Genomic DNA, 18,302 nt, shown 5'->3' with positions numbered 1-18,302 from the left:
ATTATTGTGATTTTAAGGTTAAATGTGGATTTGAAAATTCGGGATTGGTGATGAACGTAGAGTCGGTCAGCATCGACAAAAAAGAAATGATATCCGTTTTTTCATTTTGTGTCAGCATCAGCTTTTTGCCATTTATCTCGTTGGAAACATCTTTCAGGAAACTGCTGAGTGTTTCACTTTCCCGGATATGTTCGTTGTAGTGATCCAGAACCTGTTCGATATGTTGGAAACGTCCGTCGTGCATGTATGGGGCGGTTAGCATGATATTTCTCAAAGTTGGCACCCGGAACCGGCCTTTATCTTCCGGCTGATTGGTGAAATTCTCCCTGCCGTTATCGTTGAAAATACTGTCGAGGCCGTTGTTATGAAATAACTCTTTAAATGTTTTTACGCCACCATGACAATGCTCGCAATTGGCGCCGCGTATCTGTTTTTGCGGGTTGGGCGCATTCTGGAAAAGCTCCATCCCGCGTATTTCCTGCGCGGTCGGTTGGTAAATTCCGGCCAGATACCGGTCATATTTCGAATCAGCAGAAATCAATGTCCGTTCAAATTGTGCGAGCGCCTTTAAGATATGATCGCTGGTAACGATGTCACTGCCAAATGCGGCTTTGAACAACGGTGGATAAAGAGCAGTCTGCCGAAGTTTGGCAACGGATTCTTCGAGTGGCTGTCCCATTTCATGCACGTTGGTGAGCGGAAAAGCAGCCTGCTGTTCCAGATTGGGCGAGCGGCCATCCCAAAAGAAATTACGCACCCACAACAGATTGGCCAGCGACATGGAACTTCGTGTGGTCAGCGATCCGTCAGCGCCCGCACTTAATGCCTTCCCGTCGGTAAATGCAAGCTTTTGCAGATGACAACTTTCACAGGAAATGGAATTTCCCGCAGACAGTTTCTTTTCGTAAAACAGAAGCCTTCCCAGGTATACACCTTCTTTGGTCGTTGGGTTATCTGCCGGAATGGTGTAGCGGGCACCGAAATTGGCCGGATAGCGAAGTGTGTATGGTGTGGGTTTATCGTTTTCAAAAGATTGGGTAAGTCCGCAAAACAGAAAAAAGGAAGCAACCAGGCCGATAAAAAGCCAGCCTGATTGATGTTTTTCAAATTTTGCCTGTTTAAACCACCTTTTCATTTTCAAAAATGACTAAAAACAAGGTTGACAAAAAAGTTACGTCCGGCCTCTGGAAAACCTTCAACCAAGGTATAATTAACGTCGAAAATGTTGTTTAAACCAGCTTCTGCGGATATGAATTTGTACAGTTTTACAGAAGCTTTTGCGTTAACCAATGTATAAGCTTTTGCTCTGGTTCCATAACTTGTACTGTTACGGCCGCTGTTGTGCTCAACGCTCGCTACGATGTTGGCGCGTTTAAGAAATGAAAAATCGGCGTAACCGAAGATTTTGTGTTCAGGTACGTTGGTGAATAGAATAGTCGGATTGGTTTTATTTTTTCGTTTAATGAAGGAATAATTAGACCCGATTTTTAAACCGCTGATTACCTGATAATCAGCGCCCGCTTCTGCTCCGTAAAATTTTGCTTTTCCCGCATTTTGCAACTGAAATTTTCCCGGCTGGACATTGTCAACCTGCTGAATAATGTCGTTGATATCACTTTTAAAAATGCTGGCCTGCAAACTTAGTTTATCGGCAATTTTTCCTGAGTAACTCAAGTCGTAGTTAACAGCAACCTCGGCTGAAAGGTCCGGATTCGGGATTGCCTGGCCCATGCGGTACGAGTACCGGTCCTTAATGGTAGCAAAACGTGTTTTCCTGGCAACCGATCCGCGAAGTGCGTGATTGGCAGTGATATCCCAAAACAAACCGATCTGGGCGTTTACGGCATTATTTTTACTATTGGCGAAATTGGTAATTTCTTTTGAAGTGGCGTTGTATTCTTCGGCTTTGTCGGCTTTTCTGGCGTTAAAACTGATACCCGGAATCACCGCCAGTGAAGGTAAAAGCTGATACGTATTTTCAACACCGATTGAAAGCGTGTTGTCTATGTAAGACTGTATGGGCTCGCCGAGATCGTGCTCCCGGTGCACGTCCCGTTTATACTGGACGTTGAAACGGAAGACATTATTGTTGATCGCTTTGGATTCAAACTCGGCATTGCCACCCAGGGTATAGTCGTCATAAAAACTTTGAAATGCATAACCTTTGGTTTGTTTGACATAGGTGGTATCGTCGAAACTGAATAGCTGATTGACGAAGGTGTCGTAATACAATCTGGTCTTTACTTTATTTTTCTCGCCCACGGCTGTATTGGAAATAAAATACAGGCTTTGCTTATTCCACTTAGGCCATTTCCAAAAACGTGTCGTAATTTTCGAATCGTCACCAACATAAGGCGGAGTTCCTTTTTCTCCTTTTTGATTGACATATCCAATCACATATTCGTCAGTGGCATTTGGGGTGAAACCCACTTTGGCGCTGAATTTTAAATCGTCACGGTAGGCATTTTCGCGATCATCGGTCTGCTGATATTTTCTGTGTTTGAAGTCGGCGGACAGGGGATAAGTATCCTGTTTTAGCTGGGACGCGCCCACCTGATAGAAGAATTTTCCAAAACGGGATCCGGCGTTTACATTCCAGCGATAACCGCTGCCGCTATACATTCCGGCGCGTCCGTTGATTTCAAATTTGCTTACGGGTTTTCTGGAAACAAGGTTTATGGCGCCTCCCATGGTATTGGCCCCATATAATATTGAAGCAAATCCTTTGGAGACGTTAATCGCGGAAAGATCAAAAGTGGTAAAACGGCCCATATCCACATAACCGTCGTAAGGGACGTAGACAGGCACGCCATCAATAAAAACCGGCACCTGACGCAGATCAAAACCACGTACATAAACGACAGATTCATTTCTCGGGCCGACATTGGCAATGCTCACACCGGGAAGGATGTTCAATGCATTAGACAGATCGGTGCGGTTGAATTTTTCAATACGTGCTGACGAAAGCTTCTGGCTGCTGTCTCTGAGGACTGCTCCCGGGATTGTCACTTCGCCGAGCTGGAAAGTCCGGTTTATAGGCTGGGGAGATTCCGGCGACTGAGCAAAGACATTGGAAGAGACTAAGGCAATGATAAAAGGCGTTAGATATTTTCTCATTGGAAAGCGATATGTATATAAAGATATATCGCAAATATACAAAGAGCTGCTAATCCTGACCGGATTTTTTGAAATATCTTAAATCAGTGACAACAGGTCGCGTTCTGCTTCGGCAACGGCAGAAAGCTTCGCATCCAGTTTTTTATAAGCCTCCATCACTTTTTTGCCGGTTTCGGTCACCTGTGTTCCACCTCCGTGCTGACCGCCTTTTTGCGTGATTACATAAGGATTTTGCGCATAGGTATTCATTTCATCGACCATTAGCCAGGCCTTTTTATAGGACATGCCCATCAATTTTGCCGCTTTGGCAATAGAACCTGTTTCAGCTATATGTTCCAGAAGTTCAAGACGTCCCGGCCCGAAAAACTTCATGTCGTCAATGTAAACCCAGTGCCGGAAACGTATTTTAATATCCCTTTTCATATCCCTTTTAGAAAATTGCTCGGTGTTTTCTTTCCTGCAAGGTAAATTAATATTGATGTTAAGTTTTGGAAATGGATGGAAATATTGAAAAAAGCCAACGGAATTTAGCAGGCCTCCAAACCAGTGCAAGTCATGACACGCACGGTTTTTGTACCTAAGTTGTGATTTGCTCCACACCAATAATCAGCGATCGAAGAATTTCAGCAGAGGATTTTTGTGTAGCCATCGCAGCAGACTGTCCGGCCCAAAGCGTTGTGAGCTGCGTATTTCCCTGTTTTTGAGAAGCGATCCGGATCGGCGCAGTCAATGTGTTGAGGATTGGATAGGCCGGATATTCCAGGCTTAGCTGTTGGATCTCGTCATGAAAACTGTTTCGGATACCGCGTGCCCATCGGCCGGAAAATGCTCTGGTCAGCACGGTATCGGTGTCCTGACTTTTACGGAGCTGTTCTTTGTAAGGTGTAATGGCGAGACTTTCATCGCTGCCAATAAATGCTGTCCCGACCTGAACACCCTGTGCGCCAAGAATCATGGCTGCCTTGAAAGCTCTTGGATCCGTAATACCACCGGCCGCAAGTACGGGTCGCTTAACGGCGTCAACCACCTGCGGCAGCAGAGAAATCAGACCTATCTGCGGAAGCGGTTCGTCAAAGAGAAAAGTGCCCCGATGACCACCGGCTTCGATGCCCTGGGCGGTGATGATATCGATACCAATATTTTCCAGATAGACGGCTTCCCTAACCGAGGTTGCCGTGCCAATCAGTATCATGCCATGGGCGTGCAGTCGCTCGATACTGGGTTGGTCCAACACACCAAACGTAAAACTTACCACAGGGATTTTTTCTTCGATGAGTACATCCAGCTGTTCCTGGTAAGAGAAATGCCTGATCTGGGTTAAATCAACCGGTGTGTACGCAACGCCATATTTTTCACTGATCCTCATTAATTGTTCCTGAATTGCCTGCGTTTGCGTAGGTTCAATGGTCGGGATATCATGTGCAAACAGGTTTACCGCGAAAGGTTTATCGGTCAGTGTTTTTGTTTTGATAATTAATTCCCTGGTTTTTTCGGGAGACTGGAGGCCAACCGGAAGTGAACCAAGTCCGCCTTCGTTAGACACCGCTGCGACCATTTCCGGTGTGCTTACGCCGAGCATTGGCGCCTGAACCAGCGGATATTTTATTTTTAATATTTGTGTTAATGCGTTATGCCAGTTCATTTTTTCAAAGTTTTAGAAACGGTTTATTAATTTCAATGCCATGTAGTCGTCATCGTAATAATTTCCTTCAAATTTGATTGCGTTGCATTCCGTGCCGAAATGTTCGAATCCCAGTTTTTTGTAGAGATTCTTTGCTTTTTCGTTGTTTGTAGCAACATTCAGATTGATTTGTTCAATATCCGGAAGCTGCTCCTTAACACGGTTTACAACGTAAGTTATCAAATCATTGCCGATATTTTTTCCTCCGTTTTCTCTGGACACATACATTCTGAATAGCTCTCCTTTGTGGCGGAGTTTTTTCCGGTTTTCCATGAGTCTTTGAAAGCTTACCACACCCATCAGCTGGCTGAATTCATCCAACATGGCTATCGTAAAACTGTAAGGCGTCCCTTTCGTTGGAAACCAGTTCTCCTGCTGTTCATCAGGACTGAGTTTAAAACAATTGCTGTGCCGGACAAGTCCTGTCGTGAAAAAATCGTGATAACTGTAATTGTTTTCGGCCGTGATTTCAACAATAATCATATTCGGTAAAGTTTGCGGGATAATCTGTAAAACATACTGCAAAATTAGATCAAGATGCAGTATGGGTGCAGATACAGTTTTATTATCTTTGACGGTGTCAGATTTAAATTGAACTTATGGAGATTATAAAAGACTATTTATACCTGAACATTGCCCGACAGTTTGAAAGTCAGATCCGCGATGGTGTGCTGAAAATGGGTGATAAACTTCCTTCGGTCCGTCAGGTGAGCCGGGAACGGGGCATCAGTATCAATACCATTACCCAGGCCTATCTGGAACTGGAAAGTCTTTCTTTAATTGAATCTAGGCCAAAATCGGGTTTTTATGTGTGTTACTCCCAAAAAAGAAACCTGCCTGTTCCGAGTCCCAGCAAGCCACCGTTATCCGCTTTGCATCAATTGGAGGAAGATTTGATCGATAAGGTTTACGACAGCATGCGCGAGAAAAATATTACATTATTGTCGCTTGGTTTTCCGGCTGCGGAGCTTCTGCCGATCGCAAAACTGAATAAGGGGCTGGTGCATGCGATGCGCACGCTACCCGATAGCGGGACGGGGTATGAACCCGTGCCGGGTAATGAAAAACTCAGGAATGAAATTGCCCGTTTGTCTTTTTCATGGGGCGGAAATCTGAAAGCGGAGGACATTGTCACAACGCCCGGCTGCATCAGTGCATTATCCTATTGTCTGACAGCCCTGGCCGGACCCGGCGACACGATCATTGTGGAAAGTCCGGCTTATTTTGGAATTCTTCAGCTGGCCAAGTCGCTTAGGCTAAAAGTAATAGAACTGCCAACGAATTTTATAACGGGGATAGAACTGGATGCGCTGAAAAACACCTTAAGCAAACGCCGCATCGCGGCCTGTGTATTGATCAGTAATTTTAATAACCCTTCCGGTAGCCTTATGCCGGCCGACCATAAAAAGGAAGTGGTCAGGCTGATGGAATATCACAACATTCCCTTAATCGAAGACGATATTTACGGTGAGTTGTATTTTGGAAGCCATCGGCCAACAAACTGCAAAACGTATGATGAAAGCGGCCTGGTGTTGTGCTGCAGTTCCGTTTCCAAAACGCTCGCGCCGGGTTATCGGGTGGGCTGGGTTTCACCGGGCAGGTTTAAAGATCAGATTATGCGCACGAAACTTCATCATTCCCTTTCTTCTGCGAGCATAACACAGGAGGTTGTTGCCGATTTTCTGAAAAACGGACGGTATGAAAATCATCTCCGGAAGATCAGGGCAACCTTGTATAACAATTACCGGAATTACGTGAAAACAATTAATGAACATTTTCCTGATCATGTGAAGCTGACTCAGCCACAGGGAGGTTTTTTTCTTTGGCTGGAACTGGAAAAGGGTTTTGACGTGATCTCTTTGTATGAAAAGGCAATGAGATTTAATATCAGCATAGCGCCTGGACGCATGTTTTCATTGCACAAACAATTCCAGAATTGCATGCGGCTTAACTACGGAATGTACTGGAATAAGGAGCTGGAAAAATCACTTGAAATTTTAGGCATGTTAATTTCAAAAACATAAACAGCCTGGTGGAAGCTTGAGTACGATCCCGATTTATTTATACTAAATGTTTTTTAGAGTAAAGTGGAATGGAAATTATTTTATTCAGACTTTCATTTGCGCACTGGTTGCATATTACTGCGCTGAAAGTACTTATTTTGTAAAGCGGAGTCAATAATTTAATATCCTGAACCAGGCTGTATTTACTATGAAAAAATTTGAGGTAACCCTTTTGTCAATGTTGCTGGCGGGTACCCTAAACGCGCAGCAGATCACAACGCTGACCAAAGAAGATTACAAAAGAGCAGAACGTTTTCTTGCTCCCAATACGCAAAAATATATCGATAATGTTCCCGGAAAGCCAACATGGTTCTCCGGTGAAAAATTCTGGTATCGTACGCTGACGGCAAACGGAAGCGAATTTATCCTTGTCAACGCGATAAAAGGAACAAGATCAGCGGCTTTTGATCATACAAAACTGGTGGCTTCCTTATCAAAGGCAACAGGCGGAAATTATACGGCTTTTATGCTGCCTTTCGAGCATTTCAGCTATGGACCTGACGAGAAGTATGTCTCCTTCGCCGCGGCGGACAAGCAGTGGAAATGTGACTTGAAAACGTATCAGATTACCCAAACAGAAGCTGTAAAAAGCAAGTGGGGGCCGAAAGGTGGTATTTTATCCCCGGATGGCAAGAAATCTGCTTTTATCAAGGATTTCAATTTGTGGATTCATGATCTAACGACTGATCAGGTTAGGCAGCTCACTACGGACGGAAAGAAGGATTTTGGTTATGCCACGGATAATGCCGGATGGCGCCGCAGCGACAGGCCTGTTCTGCTATGGTCGCCTGATTCCAAAAAGCTTGCAACCTTTCAGCAGGATGAACGTAACGTAGGTGATATGTATCTGGTGACGACCAATGTCGGTCATCCAAAACTGGAAGCCTGGAAATATCCTTTGCCGGGTGATAGTGTCGTGGCAATGGTGCATCGTGTGATCATCAATGTGGATTCGCCCAAAGTAATCCGTTTGCAGGTGCCGGCAGATCCGCACAGATCTTCATTGGGAGATGATATCAGCCGTGCCGGAGTTCTTAATGACGCCGCATGGAATGAAGATGGCAGCCAGCTGGCATTTGTATCGACTTCACGTGACCATAAGCACGAAAAGGTACGCATTGCAGATGCCGCGACGGGAATTGTAAAAGAAGTTTTTGAAGAAACCGTAGCAACTCAGTTTGAATCCGGGCAAAGCGGTATCAGCTGGCGGTTTTTACCAAAAACAAATGAAATAATCTGGTATTCTGAAAGGGATAACTGGGGACATCTGTATTTGTATGATAGCAATACCGGGAAACTTAAAAATCAGATCACAAAAGGCAGCTGGGTTGTGACGCAGCTTATCAAAATAGATGAAAAGAACAGGCTTGTCTATTTTATGGCAAATGAAAAGGAAGCTGGGAACCCTTATTATTCACACTTTTACAAAATAGGATTTGACGGCAGCAATTTAACCCTGTTAACACCTGAAGCCGGTAAACATACAGTCTCCTTGTCTGCTTCTGAAAACTTTTTTGTTGACAGTTATTCTCAGCCGGATGTACCGTCTGTAACAGTGCTGCGCAATATGAATGGTAAACTTGTTATGCAACTGGAAAAGACAAATGTAAGCAGGCTGGCGGCCACGGGATGGAAGGCACCTATGCCGTTTTCTGTGAAAGCCCATGACGGAAAGACGGATGTTTACGGTTTGTTGTATACACCGGTAAATCTTGATTCTACGAAGAAATACCCTGTTGTAGACTATATTTATCCGGGCCCGCAGGGAGGAAGCGTAGGTTCCTGGTCCTTTGCAGCATCAAGAAAAGATAACCAGGCTTTGGCTGAACTGGGTTTTGTGGTGGTGGAGCTGGAAGGTACAAGCAATCCTTCAAGATCGAAAAGTTTTCACGATATGAGTTATGGAAATATGGCTGAAAACACCTTGCCGGACCAAGTTTCCGCGATCAGGCAACTTGCATCAAAATACAACTGGATGGATACGGCCAGGGTAGGCATGCATGGGCATTCGGGTGGCGGATTTGCAACCGCATGTGCTATGTTTACCTATCCTGATTTTTTCAAAGTAGGAATAGCCGAGTCGGGGAATCATGATAACCGCAATTATGAGGATGACTGGGGCGAGCGCTACATCGGTCTTTTGAAGGAAAATTCAGAAGGCGTGTCAAATTATGAGGCACAGGCGAATCAGGTCCATGCCAAAAACCTGAAAGGTAAGTTGATGCTGGCACACGGCATGATGGATGACAATGTGCCCCCATACAACACCATGCTGGTTATTGAAGCGCTGCAAAAGGCGAACAAGGATTATGATCTTGTGATTTTCCCAAACAGTCCGCATTCATTTGGCACGTATGCCCCCTACATGATGAGACGCCGCTGGGATTATTTTGTACGTTATCTTTTAGGCGCGGAACCGCCCAAAGAATACCTGATTCAAAATGGAACTGATCCAAGAAATGCAGTGAAATAGTAAAGAAGTATTCAATAAAAAAGCAGTTTTCTTTCCGGGAAAACTGCTTTTTTATGTTTAATGAATGCTGACAGCCCGCGACTTTTTACTTTGTATAAAAACCTTGGCCATTTGAAGAACAACGGAAAGAATGATCAAACCGAGTCCGATGTAAAACGGCGTGGTAAGCTCCCGGTTTTCCTTGTAGATGAGAATGGCAAGGGCAATCGAATAAATCGGTTCCAGATTAAAGCTCAGATTTACCGTGAAAGCAGATATTTTGCTCAATGCATGCGTTACCAATAAATATAACAGAACGGTACAGAAGAGCGATAACATCGTCAAATATGTGAGGTCCTGCATGGAAGGTATGATAGAGTCGACCGGAAAAAAGTAAAGATACAAAGGCATTAATACGGACACTCCCAAACCTCCGCCAATCATCTGATAAACGGTAATGACTTCGCTGCCAAATGCGTGTGCCAGCCTCTCGTTTCCAATCGTGTAAAATGCCACGATCAGGGATGATACAATGCCCAGGGTAATGCCCGTACGGTATTTTGAATCAAAACTGAAAATCAGCGCTATGCCCAGCAGGGTTAATCCACTCAATAACAACTCCGATACTGCGAATTTTTTCTTGTTTAAAATGGGGGCAAGGATCGCCGTAAAGAAGCCGGTAAGCGAAAAGCACACAACCCCCACGGAAATATTAGAGTACTTGATGCTCCCGTAAAAGAATATCCAGTGAAGGCCCAGCAGGAATCCCGAAAAAGCGATACGTTTAAAATCTTCAAGTGAAACGGCTTTGAGTTTTCGAGAAACGCCCAGAATAATAAGCAATAGAATTCCTGAGATCAGCATCCGGTACCAGACCAGAAGCCCCTCATTAAGTGTTATCAATTTTCCGAAAACACCCGTGAAACCGGCCAGTAAAATGGATATGTGTAATTGAATGAAAGCTTTTCTCATGTAAAATTCTGTAAATGTAATTTTGATAATCCAATCCTGAATAGAAATCCGGTCCTTGAATTATCCTTAACTGATCATGCAATAATTTGCGATGTTATCTGAAAGGAAAAGATACGCCGTCTGTCCTTATAAAAGGCAGTCAGGCAATCTCAGGAAGGGATTGGCCTATGGAATGATCTGGTCAAACAGGTTCCGGAAAAACCGTTTGGCTGATATGTTGAGGTTGATATGCACTTACTGACTGGACCTTTTTTACTTGTGGAGAACTTTACAAAAGTAGTTATTAAAGCGGTAAACTCAAATTGATATAGGCTGGATTCGGAGGGATTATTTTTGTTTTTAGTTCATAAGTATATCACTACCAGTGCAATGAATCTTGTGCTGGTAGTGATGGCGTGCCCGTTACTTTTCTTCAAAATTGTCAAAATAAGTAAAATCCTGTGTGATCAAACCGTTTTCAATTTTAAAGACCGTGCAGATCGGTAATTCAAATTTAGAGCTGTCAGGTGCCGTACCAGTTGACACGAATTCAACGATGATATGTTGATCGCCTGATGGATAAATTGAGATCACTTCATCTTTAACGTCAGGAAATATCTGGCTCAGTTCGCCATACTTTTTTACGATTTCTGCCTTCGTCTGTTTCACAATCCCTTGTCCCAGCGAAGGGTCTTTAAATGCTGCTGTATCCGAATACATGGCGGCCATTTTATTCCAGTCGTGTTTGTTGAAATGTTCAAAATACTGCTTAATCAGTTTTTCATTTTCACCGGAATTTTCTTTGGGTTGATTGCAGGAAAGAAGGGTAAGCACCGTCAACACGGTTAACAGGCAAATTTTCATAGCTAAGAAGGTTTGGTTTATATGTAGGACTTCGATAAATGTATCTAAAAGTTTATTAATTAACAATCGGTTCCACTGATTCGGGGAAGTTTGTTGTTGTTCATATTTTACTCATTTTGAAAACTTAGAGCCGCGTGGTAGCATGATGCTTTTTAGATGAAGTTGTTCAAGCTTATAGATAATCCCAAAGGGATGATATTATTGTAGAAAATGCTGGCAAACATTCAGGTCATAACCCTGAAAGGGTGACATAACCATTTCAGAAATCAAATTTACCACACCGCTAAAAATTCTTATTCCGCGGCTAATCACAACAAATCGGCCACCCTGACGGGGTTTGATGGAACGGCGTGATATTTACTTTCTACAATACTGTCATCCCTTCGGGATTATTTATCCGCTTAAACAGATTCGATATGAGAAAGTTAACTTTCGCTGGTAAATGGAAGGGGATTGCCGGGCCATGTTGTGATAACAAAACTTCCGCCAAAAGTTTTATTCTCCTGATCATGCTGATCGGGAGTAAAATAAGCCCCTTCTGCACTTAAAAGTATAGCACAAATTGACAGATCATGACAAAACAGCTTAACGTTGGTATCGTAGGTTACAAATTTATGGGCAGGGCTCACAGCAATGCCTGGTTGAAAGCGCCACTGTTTTTCGATCTTCCGGCGCGGCCGGTTTTAAAAATGGCTTGCGGAAGGCAGGAAACATCTCTCAAAGAATTTGCAAACAAATGGGGATGGGAGAAAACAGAAACCGACTGGAAAAAATTGGTCAGCAGTCCAGATATTGATATCGTGAATGTTGCGCTGCCGCAAGCGCTTCATTACGAAATTGCCCTAGCTGCTGCCCGGGAAGGCAAACATATTTTTTGTGAAAAACCCCTTGCTATGAACAGAAAACAAGCGGAGGAAATGCTGCGTGTTTGTGAGGACAATAAAGTCAAACATTACCTGAACCATAATTACAGAAGAACGCCGGCTATTGCTTTTGCCAAAAAGATGATTGAGGACGGCAAAATAGGGCGAATTTTCCACTGGCGTTGTGCTTATCAGCAGGACTGGATCGTAGACCCCGATTTTCCGTTAACCTGGCAGCTGAGAAAAGAAACAGCGCAGGCGGGGCCGCAGTGGGATTTGAATTCGCATGCGGTTGATCTGGCGCATTATCTTGTTGGCGATATCAGCACGGTTTCATGCCTGACCACCAATTTTATCAAGGAACGGCCGTTGGCCGACGAATCCACGTCGGGAAACCTTTCAGCGGCTACCCTGGGTGACCAAAAAGGGAAAGTGACCGTGGAAGATGCTGCGTTAATGATGGTTCAGTTTAAAAACGGCGCGATCGGTTCTTTTGAAGCGACCCGTTTTGCAACCGGTAGAAAAAATGGATTGCGGTTTGAGATTTATGGAAGTAAAGGAAGCCTTCTTTTTGATCTGGAAAGAATGAATGAACTGCAATACTATTCACTGGATGACGAGGAGGGGACGCAGGGTTTCCGGACTATTCAGACGACGGAAGCTATACATCCTTACGCGGGAAACTGGTGGCCCGCCGGTCATATCATTGGCTATGAACATTCATTCGTACACGCGGTTGCGGACTTTGTGACAGCCATCGTTGAAGACAAAACGATTAAACCTGATTTTAACGACGGGCTTAGGATTATCGAGGTTTTGGAAGCTGGAATTCAGTCGGCGGAAACCAAGCAGCAGGTGGTGCTTTGACAGGACTTGGACTTATGAAAAATAAACGGATTGTCTGCTGTTTTTTTCTGGCGTGTCTGATGGCGTATCAGCCTGTCTGTGCGCAAAAGCGGACAGGAACAGATAATATTTACGCCAGGCAAAACCTGATTGCCTGGTGTATTGTGCCTTTCGATGTCAAAAACCGGGGCCCGGTTGAAAGAGCAGAAATGCTCAGTAAGCTGGGTTTTACGATGCTGGCCTATGACTGGAGGGAAAAACATATTCCGGAATTTGATCAGGAACTGGATGCACTAAAAAAGCACCATATCAAATTGCAGGCTTTCTGGCTTTATTCCGGACCCAATCCTGAAAATGATAAAACGTTACCTTTAATTCTGGATGTTTTAAAACGACACGGTGTTAAAACCCAGATCTGGTGTATGATTGACGGGATTAAGGACATGGAAAAAATGTCGCAGCAACAGAAAATTGAAGCCGTGGCAAAACCCGTAAGTTATATCGCTGACAAGGCGGCTGAGATAGGCTGCACCGTAGGGCTTTATAATCACGGCGGCTGGTATGGCGTTCCTGAAAATCAGCTTGAGGTGATCAATTATTTAAAAAGATCAAATATTGGCATCGTTTATAATTTTCATCATGCGGAGGGCGATATTGCCCGTTTTTCCACTTTTTTTCCAAAAATTCTCCCGCATTTGATGGCCGTAAATCTGATGGGGCTTCAAAACGGGAATCCTGTTAAGGTTGTGCCCATAGGACAGGGTGATTCGGAAGCGGAAATGATCCGGGTTGTTAAAGCAAGTACCTACCGGGGCCCTATTGGTATCATCAACGAAGACACCGCGCCGGATGCAGAAGTAGGATTGATGATGAATATGGAAGGCTTGACAAAGATTCTGAAGGCGCAGTCGGATACGAAGGCGCTGGAAACCTATAAGTAGCTCTTCTATCGTTTTTGATAAATTGATAATTGACGGACTATGAGCGTTTTTCAGGGTGCCCGTCGTAAAGATTCATTGTTTCATAAAACAATTTTAATGGTATTTTAATATTGTATAATGTGAAAATTAAATAGGATATTTTCTTTTTGAAAATGTGAATTTTGATGGCGGCTTTGAATATATTTGGGACGTAAAAGCATTTCAACAAACCTGAATATATTATGGCTAAAATGAATCCCTACTTGAACTTTGACGGAACTACCGAAGAAGCGTTCAACTTTTACAAGTCTGTTTTTGGCGGAGAATTTCTTGCTTTGCATAAAATGAGTGACACGCCGCATGGAGAACAGTTGCCAGATCATGAGAAAAATCGCATCATGCACATCGCGCTGCCGATAGATGAGCATACTGTTTTGATGGCTTCTGATATTATGCCTTCGTTCGGTCATAAGCTGAATGAGGGAAATAACATGTACATATCCTTGCATCCGGGAAGCCGAGAGGAATCAGAGCGGTTGTTCAATGGTTTGTCTGCGGGTGGAGAAGTTGAAATGCCATTGGAAGATACTTTCTGGGGTGCTTATTTTGGCAGTTTTAAAGATAAGTATGGAATTCTGTGGATGATTAATTACGATAAGAATCAAAATTGAACGGTATTTCACAAAATGAGGAATAATTTCTTAAAACATACAAATGGAAACTGAAAACAAGGCTGCGATCACTGTTGAAACTACGATAAATGCGCCAGTGAAAATGGTCTGGGAATTTTGGACTGAGCCGGAGCATATTACAAAATGGTACCAGGCGTCTGAGGACTGGCATGCACCTTATGCAGAAAATGATCTACGGCCGGATGGTAAATTCAAAACACGGATGGAGGCCAGAGACGGCAGTGTAGGTTTTGATTTCGAAGGAATTTATACGGATGTTCAGACCTACAAACTGATTGAATATGTATTGGGAGACGGCCGGAAAGTGAGTATTGTCTTCACTTTTGACGATAATGTGACCCATATTTCAGAAACTTTTGATCCTGAAACGGTTAATTCCGTGGAATTGCAGCGAGGCGGCTGGCAGGCAATTTTGAATAATTTCAAAAATTATTCGGAAGCGACTGTTTAGCGAAGCTTCCGAATTTTCGTTGTGTATACAAGGCATTTTCGGGGTGCATTGATATACTGCTTTAAGAGCTGAAAAATACGATTTACAAGTGAGGTCATTGATTTATCGATGACCTTTTTCTTTTACAAACGAGGGGGGTAAAATAAGCTTAGGTCAATGTGTCTATTTGGAAATCGGCGTAATAATGCGGTTTATAGCTAGGTTAATCGTGATAATTTTAGGTTGTTTCCGATGTTATTCAAGGACAATTCTCTTGACTTCTGCCTTTTGTCCAGAGTCTTTGACAGGAATTACATGCAGGTAATAAGTTCCGCGGGGCAGACTGCCTACGTCCATTTGGGTTTTTCTGGTGCTTCTTGTGGCCTGAAATGAGCTTGCGCCAGAAACCGCACGAACGATAGCAGATTTTTCATTGTACAAGAGGATTTCCCCAGGCAATGATTTGTCAGCACTTTCACTTTCAAAATCGACGCTGATCATATCTTTTGCCGGGTTTGGATAAATATTGGCGCCGGTATTGGTGCATTTCCAGCTATAGGTGACCTGGTTTGACATGGGTGTCGTTCCGCATGCATTCGTCACCGTCGCTTGTATGAAATGATCAGCACCGCATGTTCCCCCATTAAGATTGACCTCACTTTCAGAACCTGTTTTTGCCAGGTTTCCATCAAGATACCAGTTATATTTTCCGTAAAGAATATCTGTCGTTGTAACGGCTACAACACCATAGGAATCAATATTAGGAATGGTTGTAGTAAGACTTGGTAGTCCAATGTAAATATTTTTCGAAAATGTTAACGGCTTACCACATACGTCAACTGTCGCAGTTAATGTCACTTGGCCTGATCCGGTACCGATTCTTTTTGCTATACCGGTGTTTTCATTGATAGAAAGAAGGGAAGGATCACTGCTGGACCATTCGACTGGTGGTCCTAAAAGATTCATGCGATATGTAGAAGTGTTGGTACATAGGGTTGAGTCTCCCAAAATCCTGAAATCATATTCGGATGTCAGCAGGCTTTTTTCATTGGCGGTGATGAAATCTTTAATTTCTTTCTGGGAAAATTCGGAGAATACCAGTGCTTTTTCAAGCCCGCTGCACATCACCGTTTTTGCACCAGTCCCACATCCTGACTTTGCATCGGTTGGGTGCGAAGCGTTAAAATTGTGTCCTATTTCGTGGGCGGTAGTCAGGTATTCATTTGATGTGCAGTAGGTTAGTGAATATGCCATCTTGGGGTGTTTACCTATTGTGCCCGAATGTGCAATCCCCAGTGTAAAGGCGTCCAGCACCTTTGAAGTGAACAAATGTGCTACGTCCCTTTTTACACCCGTCATATTTTTGTTCCAGTATTTGGTGAATTCGCCAAGAAGTTTGGAAGGGTCTGTTGACGTGTAAGGATCATCAGGTGTCGTAAATACGTGCTGGTAAGTGACCATGATGCGCACGTTAAATGTGCTCTGGTAGATACCCGCAATGATATTCATGTCATTGAGAATACGGGCGTTTGTGGAGGCCCCATTTCTTTTATAATACTCATAGTCAGCGTCTGTTGCCACTTCGAGGATGCGGCAGGCGTCGGTAAAGGTGCCAGAAGTCCTTGCCGCGCTTTGCCCCTTTACCACCGCCTGGCTGATTGGCTCGTCTAATCCGCATTTGCCATCGATTGTATTGAGATCCGCTACATTAAAGACGATGTAGCGATTTTCTGTGTCCTGCATTTTTGTAATATCGGCCAGTGGTTCAATGGCATAGTAGCCATCTTTTCCATCACTGATCACACCTTTGATCTGATTTTGGTCTATATAAAGGCGAACAAACTGGTTTGGATCATTGTTTACGTAACCTGAGTAAGTGTTACAGATTGCTGTTGAAGAATCCGCAACCAAACCTTTCTCCGTTGTCATTAGCGCCTTATAACCTGTGCTTCTGATCTCGTTTTGCTGAATGGTCAGATCCAGTGTCAGGTCATCGGATACGGCAAGTTTTAATTTCGCCTGCAATGGATTTTGTTTTACATATCTGTTTAATGTCTTTGGTTCGAGTTGCAATACATTGAAAACTTTCAATCCATTCAGTTTCTGGATTTCGGTTTTGGAAAGTTTTGCCTGTGCGGTAATTTGAGAAACGATTTGTGCGTGTGATACCTGCACCAGGAATGCAAATACCATTACTAACTTTTTCATAGCCTGAGCGACTGATAAATAAAAGGGATATTATAACGTTTGGGTAAAATGACTTATAACGATGTTAAAAATGCTGGGTTAATAATGAATAAAAGTTATTCTACAAATGGGTCTTTTTTTGAACTTTTAGGTGGTTTTGTTCGGCCTTAATCTAAGTAATATAAGAAAATCGGAATTTCAATCATTTTTTTATACAATTTTTGTTAAAATATATACAATTCTACTCTTTTGTAGAACTTATTAGTTTTTCAGTTACAAGTGATTTGTGTTTTAATGGTAAATCATGTAGTTAAAGTTTAATTGGATGTAACTTGCTGATATATAGCTATTGAGTCGGAGGTTTAGCGTTGCTGTATGCGGCCGTATTTGATGTGATGTAACTTTTTTTGTGTTTGAAGGTGAACTTTTAAAAGAAAATGTGGAAAGCTTCCTCTGTTTAGGGTTGTATTTTCAATAAATTGTACTTTGTCTGGAATTTGACTTCGCGAAAACAGTGAAAGACCGGGCAACTTTGAGATTATCGTCGTGCTGATGCACCGTGAAGGGTTTTAAAGTTCAGGCTATCAGGCGGGTTCGAAGCTAACACAAGGATTGTAGGTTGATCCATAGGACAGCAGCCAGGCTGAAGCTAACGGGGAGGGGAGGAATTGACTATAATTATTACTTTATGATGTACTCCACCAAAGTCAGCTCAAATGGATCTGCGGCCAGGTCTCTTTCGTGAATGCCGGGAAAAGTAACAAGATAACCACTCACTTTTACGGCCAGTCCGTTCTTTTTCGCGGCTGCGGGAAGGTTGCATGGGCCAAGATATCCGGTATGGGTTTTTCTTACTCCCGTACTTTTCAGCATGAACAGATCGCCTGCCTGGACAACCTCGGTGGTATAGTCTGTAATGACACTGTCTACCGAACTGCTTAAAGGCCAGCTGCAGGTAAGTCTTGTATCTGAGGGGATTACTTCTGGATCCACTTTTTTCGTGCCGGCCTTGTCACAGCCAGCTGCACTTAACAATAATGCAGAGAGCATTGTTGCGTAAAAATGATACGACTTCATAGCGTTGAGTAAAGGGTAACAGAATTCGAGGGGGAAGGTAGAATGATTGCGGGTATAATGCAAGTTTATGCTGAGATAGTTATTGTTGTGACCGGGATTAATTTGTGGTGTTTCCCGCATAAAAAATGGTTGTCAATAGTGATAATTTATTTACGGCTA

Annotated in this window: 16 protein-coding genes; 7 read left to right on the top strand and 9 right to left on the bottom strand. The window is 43.3% G+C overall.

Translation table 11 applies throughout. The features are described from left to right. Position 1 precedes the first annotated feature (1 nt). The 5 genes from RB622_RS06085 to RB622_RS06065 all read right to left on the bottom strand — a co-directional run bounded on the left by RB622_RS06085 (position 2) and on the right by RB622_RS06065 (position 5,281). Positions 2 to 1,135, bottom strand: a complete 1,134-nt coding sequence (locus tag RB622_RS06085; protein ID WP_308045647.1) for a cytochrome c peroxidase — start codon at positions 1,133 to 1,135, stop codon at positions 2 to 4. A gap of 2 nt (positions 1,136 to 1,137) precedes the next feature. Next, positions 1,138 to 3,117, bottom strand: a complete 1,980-nt coding sequence (locus RB622_RS06080; protein WP_308045646.1) for a TonB-dependent receptor — start codon at positions 3,115 to 3,117, stop codon at positions 1,138 to 1,140. 78 nt (positions 3,118 to 3,195) lie between these two features. Then, a complete protein-coding gene (locus tag RB622_RS06075) occupies positions 3,196 to 3,540 on the bottom strand; it encodes a winged helix-turn-helix domain-containing protein (RefSeq protein WP_308045645.1) in 345 nt (114 codons plus the stop codon). A gap of 154 nt (positions 3,541 to 3,694) precedes the next feature. Next, the gene (locus RB622_RS06070) at positions 3,695 to 4,759 is read right to left on the bottom strand and encodes a nitronate monooxygenase (RefSeq protein WP_308045644.1); all 1,065 of its coding nucleotides are present in this window, start codon (positions 4,757 to 4,759) and stop codon (positions 3,695 to 3,697) included. A gap of 12 nt (positions 4,760 to 4,771) precedes the next feature. Next, positions 4,772 to 5,281, bottom strand: coding sequence for a GNAT family protein (locus RB622_RS06065; protein ID WP_308045643.1), 510 nt, complete (start codon positions 5,279 to 5,281; stop codon positions 4,772 to 4,774). 116 nt (positions 5,282 to 5,397) lie between these two features. On the opposite strand from RB622_RS06065, the gene RB622_RS06060 reads away from it, so the two are divergent. Together RB622_RS06060 and RB622_RS06055 are read left to right on the top strand one after the other, a co-directional pair. Further along, positions 5,398 to 6,822, top strand: coding sequence for a PLP-dependent aminotransferase family protein (locus RB622_RS06060; protein WP_308045642.1), 1,425 nt, complete (start codon positions 5,398 to 5,400; stop codon positions 6,820 to 6,822). A 187-nt stretch (positions 6,823 to 7,009) separates the two neighbouring features. Then, complete coding sequence (locus RB622_RS06055) at positions 7,010 to 9,334, top strand: DPP IV N-terminal domain-containing protein (RefSeq protein ID WP_308045641.1); 2,325 nt, start codon at positions 7,010 to 7,012, stop codon at positions 9,332 to 9,334. 57 nt (positions 9,335 to 9,391) lie between these two features. Here the strand turns inward: RB622_RS06055 and RB622_RS06050 are convergent, their stop codons facing one another. Together RB622_RS06050 and RB622_RS06045 are read right to left on the bottom strand one after the other, a co-directional pair. Then, on the bottom strand, positions 9,392 to 10,285 hold the full coding sequence (locus RB622_RS06050) for a DMT family transporter (protein ID WP_308045640.1): 894 nt from the start codon (positions 10,283 to 10,285) through the stop codon (positions 9,392 to 9,394). A 402-nt stretch (positions 10,286 to 10,687) separates the two neighbouring features. Next, a complete protein-coding gene (locus RB622_RS06045; protein ID WP_308045639.1) occupies positions 10,688 to 11,128 on the bottom strand; it encodes a nuclear transport factor 2 family protein in 441 nt (146 codons plus the stop codon). A gap of 416 nt (positions 11,129 to 11,544) precedes the next feature. Here RB622_RS06045 and RB622_RS06040 point away from each other — a divergent pair, with 416 nt between their 5' ends. From RB622_RS06040 to RB622_RS06020, 5 genes are all read left to right on the top strand, one after another. Further along, positions 11,545 to 11,676, top strand: a complete 132-nt coding sequence (locus RB622_RS06040) for a hypothetical protein (protein ID WP_308045638.1) — start codon at positions 11,545 to 11,547, stop codon at positions 11,674 to 11,676. 24 nt (positions 11,677 to 11,700) lie between these two features. Continuing rightward, the gene (locus RB622_RS06035) at positions 11,701 to 12,858 is read left to right on the top strand and encodes a Gfo/Idh/MocA family oxidoreductase (protein WP_308045637.1); all 1,158 of its coding nucleotides are present in this window, start codon (positions 11,701 to 11,703) and stop codon (positions 12,856 to 12,858) included. A gap of 14 nt (positions 12,859 to 12,872) precedes the next feature. Next, complete coding sequence (locus RB622_RS06030; protein WP_308045636.1) at positions 12,873 to 13,778, top strand: TIM barrel protein; 906 nt, start codon at positions 12,873 to 12,875, stop codon at positions 13,776 to 13,778. Between the two features lie 230 nt (positions 13,779 to 14,008). Beyond that, positions 14,009 to 14,428, top strand: coding sequence for a VOC family protein (locus RB622_RS06025; RefSeq protein ID WP_308045635.1), 420 nt, complete (start codon positions 14,009 to 14,011; stop codon positions 14,426 to 14,428). Between the two features lie 43 nt (positions 14,429 to 14,471). Next, on the top strand, positions 14,472 to 14,900 hold the full coding sequence (locus RB622_RS06020) for an SRPBCC family protein (protein ID WP_308045634.1): 429 nt from the start codon (positions 14,472 to 14,474) through the stop codon (positions 14,898 to 14,900). Positions 14,901 to 15,134: 234 nt separating this feature from the next. Here the strand turns inward: RB622_RS06020 and RB622_RS06015 are convergent, their stop codons facing one another. Both RB622_RS06015 and RB622_RS06010 read right to left on the bottom strand, forming a co-directional pair. Further along, positions 15,135 to 17,087, bottom strand: coding sequence for a M12 family metallo-peptidase (locus tag RB622_RS06015; protein ID WP_308045633.1), 1,953 nt, complete (start codon positions 17,085 to 17,087; stop codon positions 15,135 to 15,137). Between the two features lie 660 nt (positions 17,088 to 17,747). Continuing rightward, the gene (locus RB622_RS06010) at positions 17,748 to 18,143 is read right to left on the bottom strand and encodes a hypothetical protein (protein WP_308045632.1); all 396 of its coding nucleotides are present in this window, start codon (positions 18,141 to 18,143) and stop codon (positions 17,748 to 17,750) included. Between the last annotated feature and the right edge of the window lie 159 nt (positions 18,144 to 18,302).

Source organism: Dyadobacter sp. LHD-138, from assembly GCF_030929615.1.
Lineage (GTDB): Bacteria > Bacteroidota > Bacteroidia > Cytophagales > Spirosomataceae > Dyadobacter.
This window is presented reverse-complemented; position numbering and strand designations above follow the sequence as displayed.